Genomic DNA, 13,787 nt, shown 5'->3' with positions numbered 1-13,787 from the left:
GTATTCGACTCGATCAGACTGTCAGCACAGTGTTGACCAGCCAGCCGTTGTAGACCACTAACCCCAGCAATAGCAGGCTCGCCTCGATACGATTGATCCGCCCCTTGCCGCGAATGCCGTAGCCCATGATAAACAGGCCTACTACCATGGCCATCATCACCGGCCAGTCTCGGAGCATGACCTCCGCTGAAAGCGCCTCCATTGGTGCGATGACACCGGCGATGCCTACCACCGCCAATAGGTTGAACATGCAGGAGCCAACGACATTGCCAATGGCAATATCGTGCTCCCCCTTGCGAACCGCGGCGATCGACGATGCCAACTCCGGCAGCGAGGTGCCGAGCGCCACGATCGTGAGTCCGATGATGAGATCACTGACACCCAAAGCACTTGCCACGGAGACGGCACCCCAGACCAGCATCCGCGAGCTCACCAGCAGCAGCGCTAGACCGACCAGGAGCCACAGGATGGCTCGGCCAAGCGTCATGGCATGCGACGCGTGCTCCTGTTCCGTCTCTGCGGCTAATGGGTCACCCCTGCCACGCAGTGCTGCCCAGGTCGTCCAGGCCATCAGGCCGAAAAACCCCAGCAGTAACAACAGCGATTCTAATCGGCCAAGTTGGTCGTTCCAGAAAAATGCCCCTGCCACGGCTCCAAACAGCAATAGCAACGGCAACTCACGGCGGATGATCGTCGAATGCACGGCGATCGGCACAATCAATGCCGTCACTCCGATGATGAGGCCAACGTTGTAGATATTGGAACCTAGCGCATTGCCGAGGGCCAGTTCGGGATTTCCATCCAGGGCCGCCATGATGGACACGACGATCTCAGGTGCCGACGTGCCAAACCCGACGATAACCATGCCGATCACCAGCGAGGGTAACCCGATATGCCCGGCCATCGCCGAGGCACCATCGATGAAGCGGTCAGCGCTCCACAGGAGCAGGACAAACCCCAGGACGATGGCCAGAATCGGTAAAATCACGATTTCTCCTCTATGGTTGCTATTGTTGCCAGTGGCAATGTAGATAACTCGGCTTGTTAGGATGTGGAGCAGTCTGCGGGCGAGGCATTCTGGTAAGTTGCCAGCGCTTGCTCCATGGACGTTTGGAGCAAATTGATACGAGATTCATGGGTGGGGTGAGTCGACAGAAACTCGGGAGGCTGACCTCCCCCAGCAGCGGCCATGTTGCGCCACAGCACCACGCTCTGTTGTGGATCGAATCCCGCACGGGCCATGATGGCTAACCCCATTAAGTCGGCCTCTTCCTCATGGGTGCGACTGAACGGCAGACTAATGCCGACTTGGGCGCCGATACCCAAAGCCTGCATCAACTGCTGATGCCCCAGCTCGCCCTCCCCCAATAATCCCACGACCAAAAGCCCGGCCTTGATACCGAGTTGTTGGGTAAGTCGCTCATTACCATGGTCAGCCAGGACATGGCCTACCTCGTGCCCGATAACCGCCGCTAGCTGCGCAGGTGTCTCGGCCACCCGCAATAGACCAGTATGCACACCGATGCGCCCCCCGGGGAGAGCGAAAGCGTTGGGAGAGGAATCCTCAAAGACGACCACTTCCCAGCGTTCAGGGAAAGCAAGCCCTGGGTAGCTTGCCTCAGCGGCGGCCACCACTTTCTCAGCCACACATTGCACCAGTTGATTCGCCTGCGCATCGCGTGACACCGGCTGTCGATTCAGCAACTGGTCGAATGAATCCTCACCCATCTGCGTCATCAGGTTTTCGGGCACTAGTGCCAGCTGGGAACGCCCTGTTGGCGTCTCCTCGCAGCCAGCCAAAAGTGCCAGCTGCAATATGATCAGCAGGTGTAACGGGAATCGCAGACGCATCAACGGCCTCGCCAAGGGTCAGGTAACCTTCAATAGGGTATAGGGCGCCTCACAGGCGTGTCGTTCATCACGCTCATCGACGCTGCCTAACCCGAGATGGCGATCGTTGTCGTAAGCAACAAACAGTCGATCATGATCCAGCACGGCAAGCCCCTCAGCCTTGTGCTCGAACTCTAAGGGTAGTCCTTCAGGCGTGGTCACAAGTGCTGGACTGCTGCCCGCTCGAAAATCGCCAAGGCTGACCTCCCACAGGTAACCACCAATACGTTCTGCCCCGGCTTCCTTAACCTCAAAGCTGTTAAGCAGGTAAAGGCGGGCATGGTAAGGATCATACTCCAAGCTTGATAAACCGCAGTCATAACGAACCGCCGGGTGATTGCCGGGATCAAAGGCATAGTGTTCGCGCATTTTATCGATAAACACCAGGTTGCCACTCTCGCTAATTTGGTAATGAGCGCCCACGATGCGGCTTACATAAGTGAAGTCATCATGCGCCCGCCCCTGTTCGCGGATACCGAACAGCAACAGGCCATCGCCGCGCTCTCCAGGCACCGCGGCGAGCCCCTCCACTTTGTAATAAGGAAAGCCAACCGCTTCGTCGAGCTTGGTGCGAAGCTCCAAGGAACCCTCAACGCCATCCCGCGGATCGGGGTCTACTGCCTGCACTTTTTCAGGTTTGCCCAGCGGCCAAATCAGCAAATGGTTATAGTCGTTAAGGGCATGACTTTCATTGTCGATTCGATCAAAGCCTGTGGTTGCCAGTACGTAACGGCCATCCGCCGTGAGGGATAAATCCTCGTACTTGACAGCCTGTTTGATCAGCGGCGTTGTAAAATATTCCAGTTGGCTGTCATCGGGACCTTGCTCGGTCATCGGCATGCCGAACACCGCCGAGCGTTCCTCGCCGGGGACTGGCTTGTCACTGGCCATAATCAGCCGCTTGCCATCATAGAGCACTGCGGATACCTCGGCATTGACCAGCTTTCCTTGCTCATCGCGCAACCCAGCGGGAAAGCAGTGGATAGTTCCTTGCTGCAGAATTGTCGCGTGCGTCATGGTGGTAGATCCTTACAACTGCCAAAAGTGGAGCGAAGCTTAGACCTTAGCGTCAGGCGTCGAACGTCCCAGAGGCCCTGGAGTCGTTTCAGCGCAGCCGCGTTTGCCGTCGCAGAGTATGGTTTACGTATGGTCTGCTATGCTGGAATTCAAGCCAATTGCCCACAGGTACTGGCATTAACGACTGTCAAGGAGAGTTCAATGAGCGCTAAAGACGAAAGAGATGTAGAAAAGGGCTACTCGAAGGCTGACTTTGTGGCCAAGCTACGGCGGCTGGCAGACTCCATCGAGAACGGGGAACGTTTCGATATTCAGATTGCGGGCGAGCGTATCTACGTCCCCGTCCGAGCAGCGTTCACCATCGAACACGAGCGGTCAGATGATGAAGAAGAAATAGAGTTTCAGATCAAATGGCAACATGAATAACGCTCGGTATTAATCGGAGGTGGCGGCGAGGGTTCGCTTGGATTGAAAAAACAAAAATTCGAATTTTATTTAGCTTTTATTGTGCCGCTCGTTAAGAACGACTATTGCTGGTCATCTATAGGCCAGTCTCTTTTAATCGCTAACATCATGCTCGCTAGCATCTTCAGTACCTTCCTCGACCAGTTCCTGAGCCGTCTGATGTTCCTCCTCAGAAGCCTCAGGGTTCGCTTGATCCTTTCTAGCGGCAGTCAGCGTCGTAGTAATCGCGAAGTGGTCTGAGCCCTTAAGTCTTACTCGGTCCAGATCGATGAGATGAAAACCGTCAGATACAAACAGGTGATCAATCGGATAGCGCCAAAATGGTCGCTCAGCGTGGTAAGTGCTCAGCAATCGCCTTCCGTGCCGTGGATCTTTAAGATCGCTCAGGTCGGCGAACAGCCGGGTAGTATCGGACCACGCGACGTCATTGAAGTCACCAGTAACGATCCAGCGATTGTCTGGGTCTCGTTGGACATGTCGGGCAATGAGCATCAATTCTGCATCGCGAACCCGGCTGTCTCGGCGCTCAGAGGTCTCGTCATTGTGTGTGATACGATCTTCCAACCCCGGTGGGACTGGGTGAGTACCAACGTAGCGTATGGGTCCTATGCCGGGAATATCCAGAGTCGCAAAGATTGATGGCCTGCGTTCGGAAACGAGGTGCTTCACTTCTTGCTCTAGCAATGGGAACCGCGACCAGAGCACGATCCCCAATCCCTCCCCACGAACCTCACCTACTCGATACTCGTAGTGTTCAGTCAACGGCGCCAAGCCCTCATCCCACTCGTTATTAACTTCGATTAACAGCAAGAGGTCAGGATCCTCGCGCTGGACCAACGCCACTACTTCGGAGTAGCTGTCATTTGAATAGGAAACATTAGCGGTCAGAACTTTAAAAGTTGACTGATCCTCGAGTGTTTGAGCGTCGGCAGTTGGCACTTCGTTCGACCAGACCGGCGTAAACGGCAAGATATGTAACAGCTGCCACCCTCCTATCGCGAGGATTAACACTAACAACACGGCATGTTCTTTTCGAGGCCTTTTCAGCCATATATGCAATGCCAGCAGCAGCAGCGGCACAGCCAAAGCCAATGTCAACTGTAGCCGAGGAAACTCCCATAGCCTGACCCACCACTGACCGCTGGGCATCTCAGGGAGTATGCTCACCACAATCAAAAGTAGTGTCAGTAAACGAATAACCCAGAGCAATAATTTTAAGAACATATGCCTCTCAAGCGCCGTCATGACGACAGGAATAATCCCTGTCGGATTTACTGCGAATGCTTATTTGAAGTCTGAAGAAAGGGAGATTCAAGATTACCGTTACTTCAATTTGCAATCGGGTGCTGCCTCCTAGCGACTGCTTCTAAACTTGAACTGGCAGCAGAGCTGGGCTTCCCCTTATACCTGAGTCCTCGCTGACGCCCATTGCTGATGGAGCAAAAGTGGCTTGGGTAGGTTTTCGACCCAGAATGGCTCTCGACCTAGCTCCATAGAAGCATTGTGCAGATCACGAGGACAACCTGGATCTTCATACTAATCTCTGGCGCAGTAAGCTACAGTGGATTGTTATATCCAGAGAATAATCTTGGAGAATAGTATGCCCACATCAAGCGTTGAAGCCACAACCCACGCAAAGCTGCGAGACAAGGCGATAGCGCAGTTGCAGGCGGGCACGACACCGCCTTCGGGCCACTGGTCGTTAGGTGTTGATACCTTGCGTCTGCTACACCAGCTTTCCAGTAATCCCGATAAAGCGAACGATGCCCTCAAACTTCTCCATGAACTTCAGGTGCATCAGGTAGAGCTTGACTTGCAAAACGAAGAGCTTGCCACCAATGAACAGGCACTCGTTGAGGACATCAACCTATACCGGGCACTATACGACGCCGCGCCTCTTGCCTATTTTGTTGTTGATTTTGAAGGCGTTATCATCAAAGCCAACTTTATCGCCTCCGAGCTATTCGGCATAGGCCAGGACCATCTGGTAGGGAAGCGAATCGACACCTTTCTGAAAGCGCAAGACCGACAATCACTGCTTGACCTGCTTCAGCACGTCGCCCAAAGCGGCGCCAAGCACTCCTGCGTAACCGAAAGGGATGGTGCTACACAGGATTCCCGACACCTGACGTTCCAGGCTGACCTTTCACCAAGCAGCCCCGACCAACTTCTGTTGGCCTGCTATGAGTGCGCCTGTGAGGATTAACCCCGTCAACCGATTAAAACCATGACCGACTTGCCCACCGCCAATGTACCGATGCCCCCGCTGGCGTTGCGTATTACAGGTATTGGCGCCTCCGCCGGTGGCTTAGCGCCGCTTGAAGAGTTCCTATCTCGAGTCTCGCCGCACAGCCATATGGCCTATGTGGTCGTGCAGCATCTCGATCCCACTCACAAAGCGCTGCTTCCGGAATTACTCCAGCGGGCTACCCTAATGCCGGTACGGGAAGCCATCCAGGGCATGCCCATCAAAGCTGGCTACGTGTATGTCATTCCGCCGAATACGGAGCTCAGCATTGTCGGCGGCTCACTGAACCTCGCGGAGCCGATGGAACCCAGGGGGTTGCGTCTACCCATCAATGTGCTGTTTTCGTCCCTGGCAAGCGCCCAGGGAGACCAGGCGATCGGCGTGGTGTTGTCCGGCATGGGCTCGGATGGCACTTTGGGCCTGCAAGCAATCAAGGCGGTAGGCGGCTTAACGGCCGTGCAACAGCCAGACACGGCACAATTCGATGCTATGCCCAACAGCGCCATCGCTGCCAACTGTGTCGATATCATCGCCCCACCTAGCGAATTGCCTGCGCGCCTTCTCGCCTGCTTGGACCAGATACCGGAACCAGAGGTGGCTAACGATCCTGTGGTGGAAACCGAGCGGGCATCAACTCCCTTGCAGCGAATTGCGCGTCTCTTAAGGGAACGGACCCGCCACGACTTTTCACACTACAAGACCAGCACTCTGCAGCGTCGTATAGAGCGGCGCATGGCGATACACAACATCACCACCTTGCTGTTATACGTCGAGTATCTCCAACGCAATCCCAATGAAATCGACCTGCTGTTCAAGGAAGTGCTCATTGGGGTAACCAGCTTTTTCCGGGATGCCCAAGTCTGGCAATACCTAGCAGAGTCCACCCTGCCCAAGCTTCTGGCGCGACCAGACAGGGAATCCCATCTACGTGCCTGGGTGATCGGCTGCTCAACCGGCGAAGAAGCCTACTCCCTCGCGATGATTTTCACAGAGGCGATGGACAAACTGCCGCAACCTCATAACGTCACGCTGCAGATCTTCGCCTCCGACCTGAGCCCGGACGCCATTACCACCGCACGCCGCGGCTGCTATCCGGCAGATATCAGCCAAAGTGTCTCGGCAGAGCGTCTAGCTCGCTTTTTCAGCGCCCATGACGACGGCTACCGAATCAACAGCGACATCCGTGACCGAGTGCTTTTTGCCCAGCAGGATGTAGTGCTTGACCCCCCTTTCACCCGACTCGACCTGATTTCGTGCCGCAACCTGTTGATCTACTTCGATCAGAGTTTGCAACGCAAGCTCATCCCCCTGTTTCACTACAGCCTGCGCCCCGGGGGCATACTGGTACTCGGAAGCTCAGAAACAGTAGGCCGATTCACTAAACTGTTTGCTCCCGTTGAATCTAGGCTGCGACTCTACTTGCAGCAGAATAATACCCAGAGCAGCGGCCTCCGATTGCCGGTAAAGTCCTTCCCCCCTCTTTCTTGGATGACCAAGGAGCTTCCTGTGCCCTCCAGCAATGTATCCTCTCCGACACATGACAACCTGCAAGCAGCCGCCGACCAGGTATTGTTACAGGTCTATGCCCCCGCCGCGGTGGTGATCAATGACGAGGGTGATATTGTCTACATCAGTGGGCGAACAGGGAAATACCTGGAGCCTGCCGCTGGCAAAGCCAACTGGAATTTCCACGCCATGGTGCGGGACAGCCTGAGAACCCCCATCGCCAGCGCCTTGCGCCAGGCTGACAACCAGAGTGAACCGTTGCAGTTGCAGGGTCTTGAGGTGCAACCGCCCGGCGGTGGTATTCGGAGCGTCGATATCACCGTACAGGCGCTGCGTGAGCCGACTTCCCTACGCGGGATGAAGATGATCGTGTTTCGTGACATCGCCCCCACGCATGACAGTGCTGCCAACAAGCAAACGTCTAAAACCGCCGCACAGCAGTCCCACGCCGCGGAGCTGCGACAGTACCAGGATGAAATTCAGACGCTGCGCGAGGAGAACCGCGCGTCTCAGGAGGAGTTGCAATCAGCCAACGAGGAGTTGCAATCGACCAATGAGGAGTTGCAATCAACCAACGAAGAGCTGACGACGTCGAAAGAAGAAATGCAGTCCATGAATGAAGAACTACAAACGATCAACGCGGAAATGCAGACCAAGCTCGACGATCTCGCCCTCGCCCAAAGCGACATGAATAATCTGCTTAACAGCATCGACATCGCCATTCTGTTTCTCGATCAGAATTTGAATCTCCGTCGCTTCACTGACCGGGCATCCAAGATCATCAACATTCGCGAAGGCGATGTTGGCCGCCCCCTCAGTGATCTCACTACCAAACTGCAATATCCGGAACTCAACGACGACGCCCTGAACACTCTGGGCACTCTGGCCTTTTCTGAGAAACAGATTCTCGCCACTGACGGTCGCTGGTTCACGGTGCGGATCATGCCCTATCGGCGGCTGGACAATGTGATTGATGGAGTGGTGATTACCCTTCTCGATATCACTGAAACGAAGCAACTGGAACAGGCTCTACGCGAGGACCTGAAAGAGTAAATAAGGGTTTGGGTGGCTTCATGGTCTTTCTTCTCGATTGCTCAGCGTGCGTTGCACGCTCGTCTTGATCTCGCCCGAGATGGCAACGAAGAACGCCGTCAGTGGAACCGCCAGGATCAAACCGGTGATGCCACCCAAGGCTGTGCCCCAGAAAAACAGGGAAATAACCACGAGTGCCGGGTGAAGGCCCGAGCGGTTGGCCATGATTTTCGGTGTCAGCAGCCAGCTTTCAATCAATTGCACCCCCGCAAACACCAGCCCGGCTAGGACCAGTAATTCAACGCCGCCATCCGGCTGCAGATAGGCCATGGGCAAGACCACCAGCAGGCCCACTAGACTTCCAAGGAAAGGGACGATATTCAGCAACCCCAGTACCAGGCCAGCAAGCACTCCGAAATCCAGACCGATCAGCGTGAAGCTCGTGGCATATAAGATACCCATGCAAACGGCGATGAGCAGTTGACCTTGAAAGAAGGCTGTGATGTAACCCACGAAAACATCCATAAAATAGAGTGTTTTTCGCTGGGTAGACTCGTGAAAGACGGATAAAAGTTCCGAGGCCTGCTTGTGCAGCAAGTTTCCAGAGAGCAGCGTAAAGAACAGGAACAGAGGGACAAAGCTTAGAGTCGCCAGCATCCCTAGATAAGACAAAATGGTCTTACTCGAACCTTCCAGGCCTGGCAGCATAGATTGAGATTCGCCCTCACCGTTGTTCTCCATGCTAGTAGAGATCATGGAGCTTATGCCTGGGAAATGAGTTGAGAAATGTGCCTGCCAGCTTGCAAGAATGTCAGGCAAAACGGTCATCAACTGAACAAGCTGTGTGACCAGGATAGGAACCAGCAGGACAATCAGGCCGCCGATCCCCATGAAGAACAACGCAAGTACAGCAATGATGGCCAGTAATCTCGGAAAGCAAAGCCAACGCTCGCTAAGCTTCACCAATGGATGGAGCACTAGAGCGAGAATACCGGCGATGGCTAGCGACATAAGCAGGTTGTAGAACGTGCTCAGTAGCCAGCCAAATGTCCACACAATGGTGCCAATCAACGCAGTCAACACGACCGATGATAAAAGTACCGCCGTGTAACGAAACAACCGAAGCTCAACCGCGTTGAACAAACGCTTATCAGTCGGTTCCACCGGCGGGTACTGGCTGGAAACACTCGCTCGGCCAGTCAGGGGGTCCTGCCTGTTCTCGGGCATGTCAAATTCCTGACTCGGTTGTTCAGTGGATGACCAGAAACTAGCCTTTCATCAGCCGCACCGCATCCACGATTCGAGTGTGTCATGAGTGCTTTCATTTCTTCTTATCATCTGATTTTGAGTCCTTTTCCCCCGGGCTACTGATATCTCCCAGCTTGGCTTCAGACTTGCCGACATGCTTTTCGGCTTTACCCTTGTACTCCGTACCCTTGTCATCGGTCACCTTGCCAGTCATCTCTTTGGCTTTTCCCTTCGCCTCGTTCGCACGACCTTCGACCTGATTCTTGTCCATGAGCTGACCTCCAGATAATGGTTCTATTCGGGTTCTGCTTCTCACCCTCAACTCATGTTGCGTCAGGGTGAGGCTCTGAAGTCTGAAGATAGTTGAAGTTAGTGGTCTTATCGGTGCGGTCTCCAACATAAGCGGCACCATTTATTCCGTATCAACTTCTCCAATACAAAACGACAGTTATGTGTGTGGTAACACACCGACAGATCATTCGTGTTTGCCCAAACTAAAATCGCATTCCCAAGCATCAGGAACTGCACACTAGACCCAGAAGGGTCCGGTTGAAAGTCGTCAAATCAAGGAGAAAAAGTGATGAAGAAGCTAACCAGTTTGATCCTTTCCGCCGCTATTGCGCCAGCATTTGTACTTAGCACAGCTGCAATCGCTGAGAAACACGATGACAAGCAGGAAGATACTAAGCAGCCTTCCGACGTGCTAAAGAATGCCGATAAGGAGCCTAACGGCGGGCAGAATACCGAGATGCAGCGTTCTGGCGAGGCGCAAATGAGCGAAAAACCCGCAGGTGCGTTCTACGCCGACGACGTCATCGGCAGTACCATCAAACACCGCAGTTCCGATGAGGACGTTGGCGAAATCAATGATCTGATCATCGGTGAAGATGGCCAAATCGTGGGTGTCATCATAACAACCAGTGGTTTCCTGGGACTCGGCGGACAGGACGCTGGACTTGGATGGGACCACATCGAGCACAGCATGGAAGATGACGAATCCGTGTTCTACACGGATATAGACGAGGACGCGCTGCGTAACTCACCCAAGTACGAGCGCGATTGATCCCACCTAACCCTGTGGGGGCACATCGTGCCCCCATCTCAGGGCGTGCCAGCTCAAGTCACCTTGCGCCTAATTTGATGATGCCCTGAGGCGAGGTGACGCATCAATTCCTTTGTCTCGTGGAGGGCGACGATAAGTCAGCAGGCGGTCGTATTCATCCTTGACGACCTCGTAACACTCACAAACGCGTTCTTCCAGGCCATGCCTGTCGAGAATAAAGATTCGCCCACGATGATAGGAAATCAAGCCGGCCTTCTGCAGCTTGCTGGCCGCCGCGGTGACGCCTTCTCGTCGCACGCCAAGCATGTTAGCGATCAATTCCTGGGTCATCAGCAGCTCGTTAGTCGGCAAGCGATCCAGGCTCAGTAACAGCCAACGGCAGAGCTGCTGATCCAGGCTGTGATGCCGGTTGCATACTGCCGTCTGTGCCATCTGCGTGATCAGGGCCTGGGTGTAACGCAGCAGCAAGTCTTGCAAGGGACCTGCACGATAGAACTCGGACTTCATCAACGAGCCCTTGAGGCGATAGGCGCTGCCGCCACTCTGCACAATGGCGCGGCTCGGTGTGGTTTCGCCGCCCATAAACAGCGAGACGCCGACGACACCCTCGTCGCCGACGACGGCAATTTCCGTCGAGTCCCCATCGTCCATCACGCACAGCAACGATACGATGGAATCCGTCGGGAAAAAGACATAACGCATCAACTGACCTGACTCGGCAAGCGATTGTCCTAGCGTCAACTCGACAGGTTCGAGTAGGGGCGCCAGGCGCTGGTATTCATCCAATGGCAAGGCTGCCAGCAAGGCATTCTGACGAGGATCGGCTTGTGGGGTCATTTCGACAACACTCCTCTGGTGAGAACACTGGACTGAACGCATGGGACAACCAAAAAGACCAACCGCCCAGACACGCTCAGGGAAATAAAGAAGCAAGTCATTGCATGATAGAGGAAGGTCACACCATTGATATGTACGATAACGCACAGACCGGAAAGCCCACCATGACCTACCCTAGCCACTAGGAACGGCAAGGAAACCGCCTGTACAAGAAGTTGCCCCACGCGTCGCATGGATTGCTACGCCACTACGATACTAACCATAGCGGCGCATCCCAAAATACGAAAACCCACCATAGAGAAAAACGACATGAACAATATTGTGTATATTGTCGGTGCAATCGTCATCGTGCTGGTAGTGCTTTCTTTTCTCGGACTTCGTTGAGACAAGCGAGGCGATAGTTGACAGGCAAGACAGCACGGTGAGGCAATGAGGCGGTAACTAAAATGCCGCCCACCTTCTATTGGAGACGCCCCGTGATGATCATCAAAGGATTCGTGTTCCTCTTGCTACTGTCCGGTCACATCGCGCTAGCCAACGCCGATTATGCCGACGCCATGCGAAACTACGAGCGACAGCAATACCGAGAAGCCATTCAAGAATTCCGCGAGCTCGCCCGCGGTGAAGACGCCGATGCCCAGTATATGCTAGGTCGCATGTACGAAGCCGGCAACGGCACTCCCCAGAATTTCATCGAGGCGCACAAGTGGTACAACTTGGCGGCCTCGCGTGGCCATCGCCATGCTGCTGATGCGCGCAACGCGGTCGCGGAGCGAATGACCACGCAGCAGATCGCCGAGGCGCAGCAGGCGGCGCGGGGCTGGCAGCCCGAGGGACCTCCCGATTCACAGGCTACGCCGGCATCGCGGCCCGACATTGACACCCTCTCCGATCGGGAAGGCTTGGCAGAGATACAGCGTGAGCTCAATCGCCTCGGCTACGATGCAGGCCCCGTGGACGGGCTGATGGGGACACGGACCCGCAATGCGATACTCCAATATCAGACCGACGCGAGCCTTGCCGCCAATGGCCATGCAACATCCGGCCTGCTGAAACGCTTGCGCCAGGCAGATCGACAGGAACAGGAAGTGGCGGCTCCCGACAAGCCACAACCCACAGACTCGCCTCGGCTCGCCTTGCAGGACGACTTCAGCGACGGTGATTTCCGTCGAAACCCTGAATGGACAGTACTCAGCGGGCGTTTCGACATCGACCGGGGTGGGTTGCGGAGCGCGGTCGAGGTTCAAGACGAGAACGCCTCGACAACACGCGGCCTGCGCTCCGAGAGGCCCGAAGAGATCGGCCTGGCCATGCTGCAGCTCGTTCTCGAACAGACGGGTAATATTCAACCTAAGGCAGCACCAACAGCCACACAAACCGCCAGAATCTTCGTCTCGTCACCCATCCGCAACGCCTTTGAGATAGAACTGGAGTTGGCCTCCCGGCAGCAAGAGGGCAGCCTGGAAATGGGTGTCTTCCAAGGCAACCGCCCGGGCGGCGGATACCGTCTGGTCTATCACCCGGATTCAAACCCTGGTTTGAGCCTAATGAGATTGACCAGCAACAGCAGTGAGGTGATCGCCAGCAGCAATGATTCCCTCAACCTGGAGGACGATAGCTTCCACAGCCTGGTCTGGACCCGCAACCAAGACGGCGACATGCGAATCAGCATTGATGGTCGGCCCGTCATCCAGGCACGCGACACGAGCTTTCGTGAGCCCTTCCAGGGCTTCGTCCTCGCCAATCATGGCGGCGACTACAGCCTGGGCCGGATACGGGTCGAGGATTGACGAAGCAACACGATTCCGCTAAAGAAACAATAAAGGGCCCCTCAGGGCCCTTTCTAATGCATGACGTTACGCAATACCTATTGAGATCATCTCTAGACTGTCAGCACTCTTCTCAGCACCGTGCTAAATCTGAGGCGTCCGAGGTCGATGAACGAACATCACCAGGGCCAACAACCCCGGCGAGACTCGAACCGTTCTCCCCCTCCTCCCCCATCTTGACAACGCTAAACGAGCCATCCGTCTCAAGGACAACCGCGTGAACCTTGTCTAACGAGTTGACCCCAACTGATCGGACCGCCGCTCTTATTTCGTCTTCGGTCACCCGTGAACGCACCATGGCAGCCGACAGAAACGCTCCGCAGTAAACCAGCATTTGCGGCTCCCCCGTCGCCAGTTGACGCACCCATAGTGCCCGTACGCTGGACCAGGTAACGGCAAACTGCAGAGCAATAAGCAAAGCGAAAGCCAACAACCCTTCGGCCAGAGCGACATCCTTCGACAGCAGAACGGTTGCCAAGGTTGAGCCAAGAGCAACCGTCACGATCAGGTCGAAAGCGTTCATCTTGGAGAGCGTCCGCTTACCCGAGATACGCAGGAATATAATGAGCGCGACATAGGCCAGCACCCCGACAACCAGGGTTCTGAAAAGGCTATCCCATCCACTAAACAACATGTTCTTACCCCTGTCGGT

At 55.1% G+C, this 13,787-nt stretch carries 13 protein-coding genes; 5 read left to right on the top strand and 8 right to left on the bottom strand.

The features are described from left to right. Positions 1-13: 13 nt before the first annotated feature. Genes HXW73_RS07555 through HXW73_RS07545 form a run of 3 tightly spaced genes read right to left on the bottom strand, consistent with a single transcriptional unit; the run spans position 14 to position 2,907 of the window. Positions 14-988 (bottom strand): calcium/sodium antiporter, encoded by a 975-nt coding sequence (locus tag HXW73_RS07555; RefSeq protein WP_186255617.1) that lies wholly within the window; start codon positions 986-988, stop codon positions 14-16. A gap of 56 nt (positions 989-1,044) precedes the next feature. Then, a complete protein-coding gene (locus HXW73_RS07550) occupies positions 1,045-1,851 on the bottom strand; it encodes a M48 family metallopeptidase (protein WP_186255616.1) in 807 nt (268 codons plus the stop codon). 18 nt (positions 1,852-1,869) lie between these two features. Next, complete coding sequence (locus HXW73_RS07545; protein ID WP_186255615.1) at positions 1,870-2,907, bottom strand: hypothetical protein; 1,038 nt, start codon at positions 2,905-2,907, stop codon at positions 1,870-1,872. Between the two features lie 201 nt (positions 2,908-3,108). On the opposite strand from HXW73_RS07545, the gene HXW73_RS07540 reads away from it, so the two are divergent. Further along, positions 3,109-3,333 carry an amphi-Trp domain-containing protein gene (locus HXW73_RS07540; RefSeq protein WP_186255614.1) on the top strand — a complete coding sequence of 75 codons (225 nt, stop codon included), beginning with the start codon at positions 3,109-3,111 and terminating at the stop codon, positions 3,331-3,333. Positions 3,334-3,465: 132 nt separating this feature from the next. Here the strand turns inward: HXW73_RS07540 and HXW73_RS07535 are convergent, their stop codons facing one another. Beyond that, the gene (locus HXW73_RS07535; protein ID WP_186255613.1) at positions 3,466-4,617 is read right to left on the bottom strand and encodes an endonuclease/exonuclease/phosphatase family protein; all 1,152 of its coding nucleotides are present in this window, start codon (positions 4,615-4,617) and stop codon (positions 3,466-3,468) included. A gap of 355 nt (positions 4,618-4,972) precedes the next feature. Here HXW73_RS07535 and HXW73_RS07530 point away from each other — a divergent pair, with 355 nt between their 5' ends. Together HXW73_RS07530 and HXW73_RS07525 are read left to right on the top strand one after the other, a co-directional pair. Beyond that, the gene (locus HXW73_RS07530; RefSeq protein WP_186255612.1) at positions 4,973-5,578 is read left to right on the top strand and encodes a PAS domain-containing protein; all 606 of its coding nucleotides are present in this window, start codon (positions 4,973-4,975) and stop codon (positions 5,576-5,578) included. A gap of 21 nt (positions 5,579-5,599) precedes the next feature. Further along, complete coding sequence (locus HXW73_RS07525) at positions 5,600-8,179, top strand: chemotaxis protein CheB (RefSeq protein ID WP_186255611.1); 2,580 nt, start codon at positions 5,600-5,602, stop codon at positions 8,177-8,179. Positions 8,180-8,197: 18 nt separating this feature from the next. Here the strand turns inward: HXW73_RS07525 and HXW73_RS07520 are convergent, their stop codons facing one another. Further along, entirely contained in the window at positions 8,198-9,385 is a 1,188-nt protein-coding gene (locus HXW73_RS07520; protein ID WP_186255610.1) for an AI-2E family transporter, read from the bottom strand. A gap of 94 nt (positions 9,386-9,479) precedes the next feature. Continuing rightward, entirely contained in the window at positions 9,480-9,677 is a 198-nt protein-coding gene (locus tag HXW73_RS07515; protein WP_186255609.1) for a CsbD family protein, read from the bottom strand. 309 nt (positions 9,678-9,986) lie between these two features. Between HXW73_RS07515 and HXW73_RS07510 the strand changes: the two genes are divergently transcribed. Further along, positions 9,987-10,469 carry a PRC-barrel domain-containing protein gene (locus tag HXW73_RS07510; RefSeq protein WP_186255608.1) on the top strand — a complete coding sequence of 161 codons (483 nt, stop codon included), beginning with the start codon at positions 9,987-9,989 and terminating at the stop codon, positions 10,467-10,469. Between the two features lie 69 nt (positions 10,470-10,538). Here HXW73_RS07510 and HXW73_RS07505 read toward each other — a convergent pair whose 3' ends face one another. Further along, positions 10,539-11,306, bottom strand: coding sequence for a Crp/Fnr family transcriptional regulator (locus HXW73_RS07505; RefSeq protein WP_186255607.1), 768 nt, complete (start codon positions 11,304-11,306; stop codon positions 10,539-10,541). A 479-nt stretch (positions 11,307-11,785) separates the two neighbouring features. Here HXW73_RS07505 and HXW73_RS07500 point away from each other — a divergent pair, with 479 nt between their 5' ends. Beyond that, positions 11,786-13,096 (top strand): SEL1-like repeat protein, encoded by a 1,311-nt coding sequence (locus HXW73_RS07500; RefSeq protein ID WP_240538768.1) that lies wholly within the window; start codon positions 11,786-11,788, stop codon positions 13,094-13,096. 112 nt (positions 13,097-13,208) lie between these two features. Here HXW73_RS07500 and HXW73_RS07495 read toward each other — a convergent pair whose 3' ends face one another. Beyond that, positions 13,209-13,769, bottom strand: coding sequence for a DUF421 domain-containing protein (locus HXW73_RS07495; RefSeq protein ID WP_186255605.1), 561 nt, complete (start codon positions 13,767-13,769; stop codon positions 13,209-13,211). Positions 13,770-13,787: the final 18 nt, after the last annotated feature.

This window comes from Halomonas sp. SH5A2 (genome assembly GCF_014263395.1).
GTDB lineage: Bacteria > Pseudomonadota > Gammaproteobacteria > Pseudomonadales > Halomonadaceae > Vreelandella.
This window is presented reverse-complemented; position numbering and strand designations above follow the sequence as displayed.

Coding starts and splice junctions, on each gene's coding strand:
- HXW73_RS07550 (WP_186255616.1), bottom strand. CDS start 1,851: ATGCGTCTGCGATTCCCGTTACACCTGCTGATCATATTGCAGCTGGCA.
- HXW73_RS07535 (WP_186255613.1), bottom strand. CDS start 4,617: ATGACGGCGCTTGAGAGGCATATGTTCTTAAAATTATTGCTCTGGGTT.
- HXW73_RS07530 (WP_186255612.1), top strand. CDS start 4,973: ATGCCCACATCAAGCGTTGAAGCCACAACCCACGCAAAGCTGCGAGAC.
- HXW73_RS07545 (WP_186255615.1), bottom strand. CDS start 2,907: ATGACGCACGCGACAATTCTGCAGCAAGGAACTATCCACTGCTTTCCC.
- HXW73_RS07505 (WP_186255607.1), bottom strand. CDS start 11,306: ATGACCCCACAAGCCGATCCTCGTCAGAATGCCTTGCTGGCAGCCTTG.
- HXW73_RS07525 (WP_186255611.1), top strand. CDS start 5,600: ATGACCGACTTGCCCACCGCCAATGTACCGATGCCCCCGCTGGCGTTG.
- HXW73_RS07510 (WP_186255608.1), top strand. CDS start 9,987: ATGAAGAAGCTAACCAGTTTGATCCTTTCCGCCGCTATTGCGCCAGCA.
- HXW73_RS07500 (WP_240538768.1), top strand. CDS start 11,786: ATGATCATCAAAGGATTCGTGTTCCTCTTGCTACTGTCCGGTCACATC.
- HXW73_RS07495 (WP_186255605.1), bottom strand. CDS start 13,769: ATGTTGTTTAGTGGATGGGATAGCCTTTTCAGAACCCTGGTTGTCGGG.
- HXW73_RS07515 (WP_186255609.1), bottom strand. CDS start 9,677: ATGGACAAGAATCAGGTCGAAGGTCGTGCGAACGAGGCGAAGGGAAAA.
- HXW73_RS07520 (WP_186255610.1), bottom strand. CDS start 9,385: ATGCCCGAGAACAGGCAGGACCCCCTGACTGGCCGAGCGAGTGTTTCC.
- HXW73_RS07540 (WP_186255614.1), top strand. CDS start 3,109: ATGAGCGCTAAAGACGAAAGAGATGTAGAAAAGGGCTACTCGAAGGCT.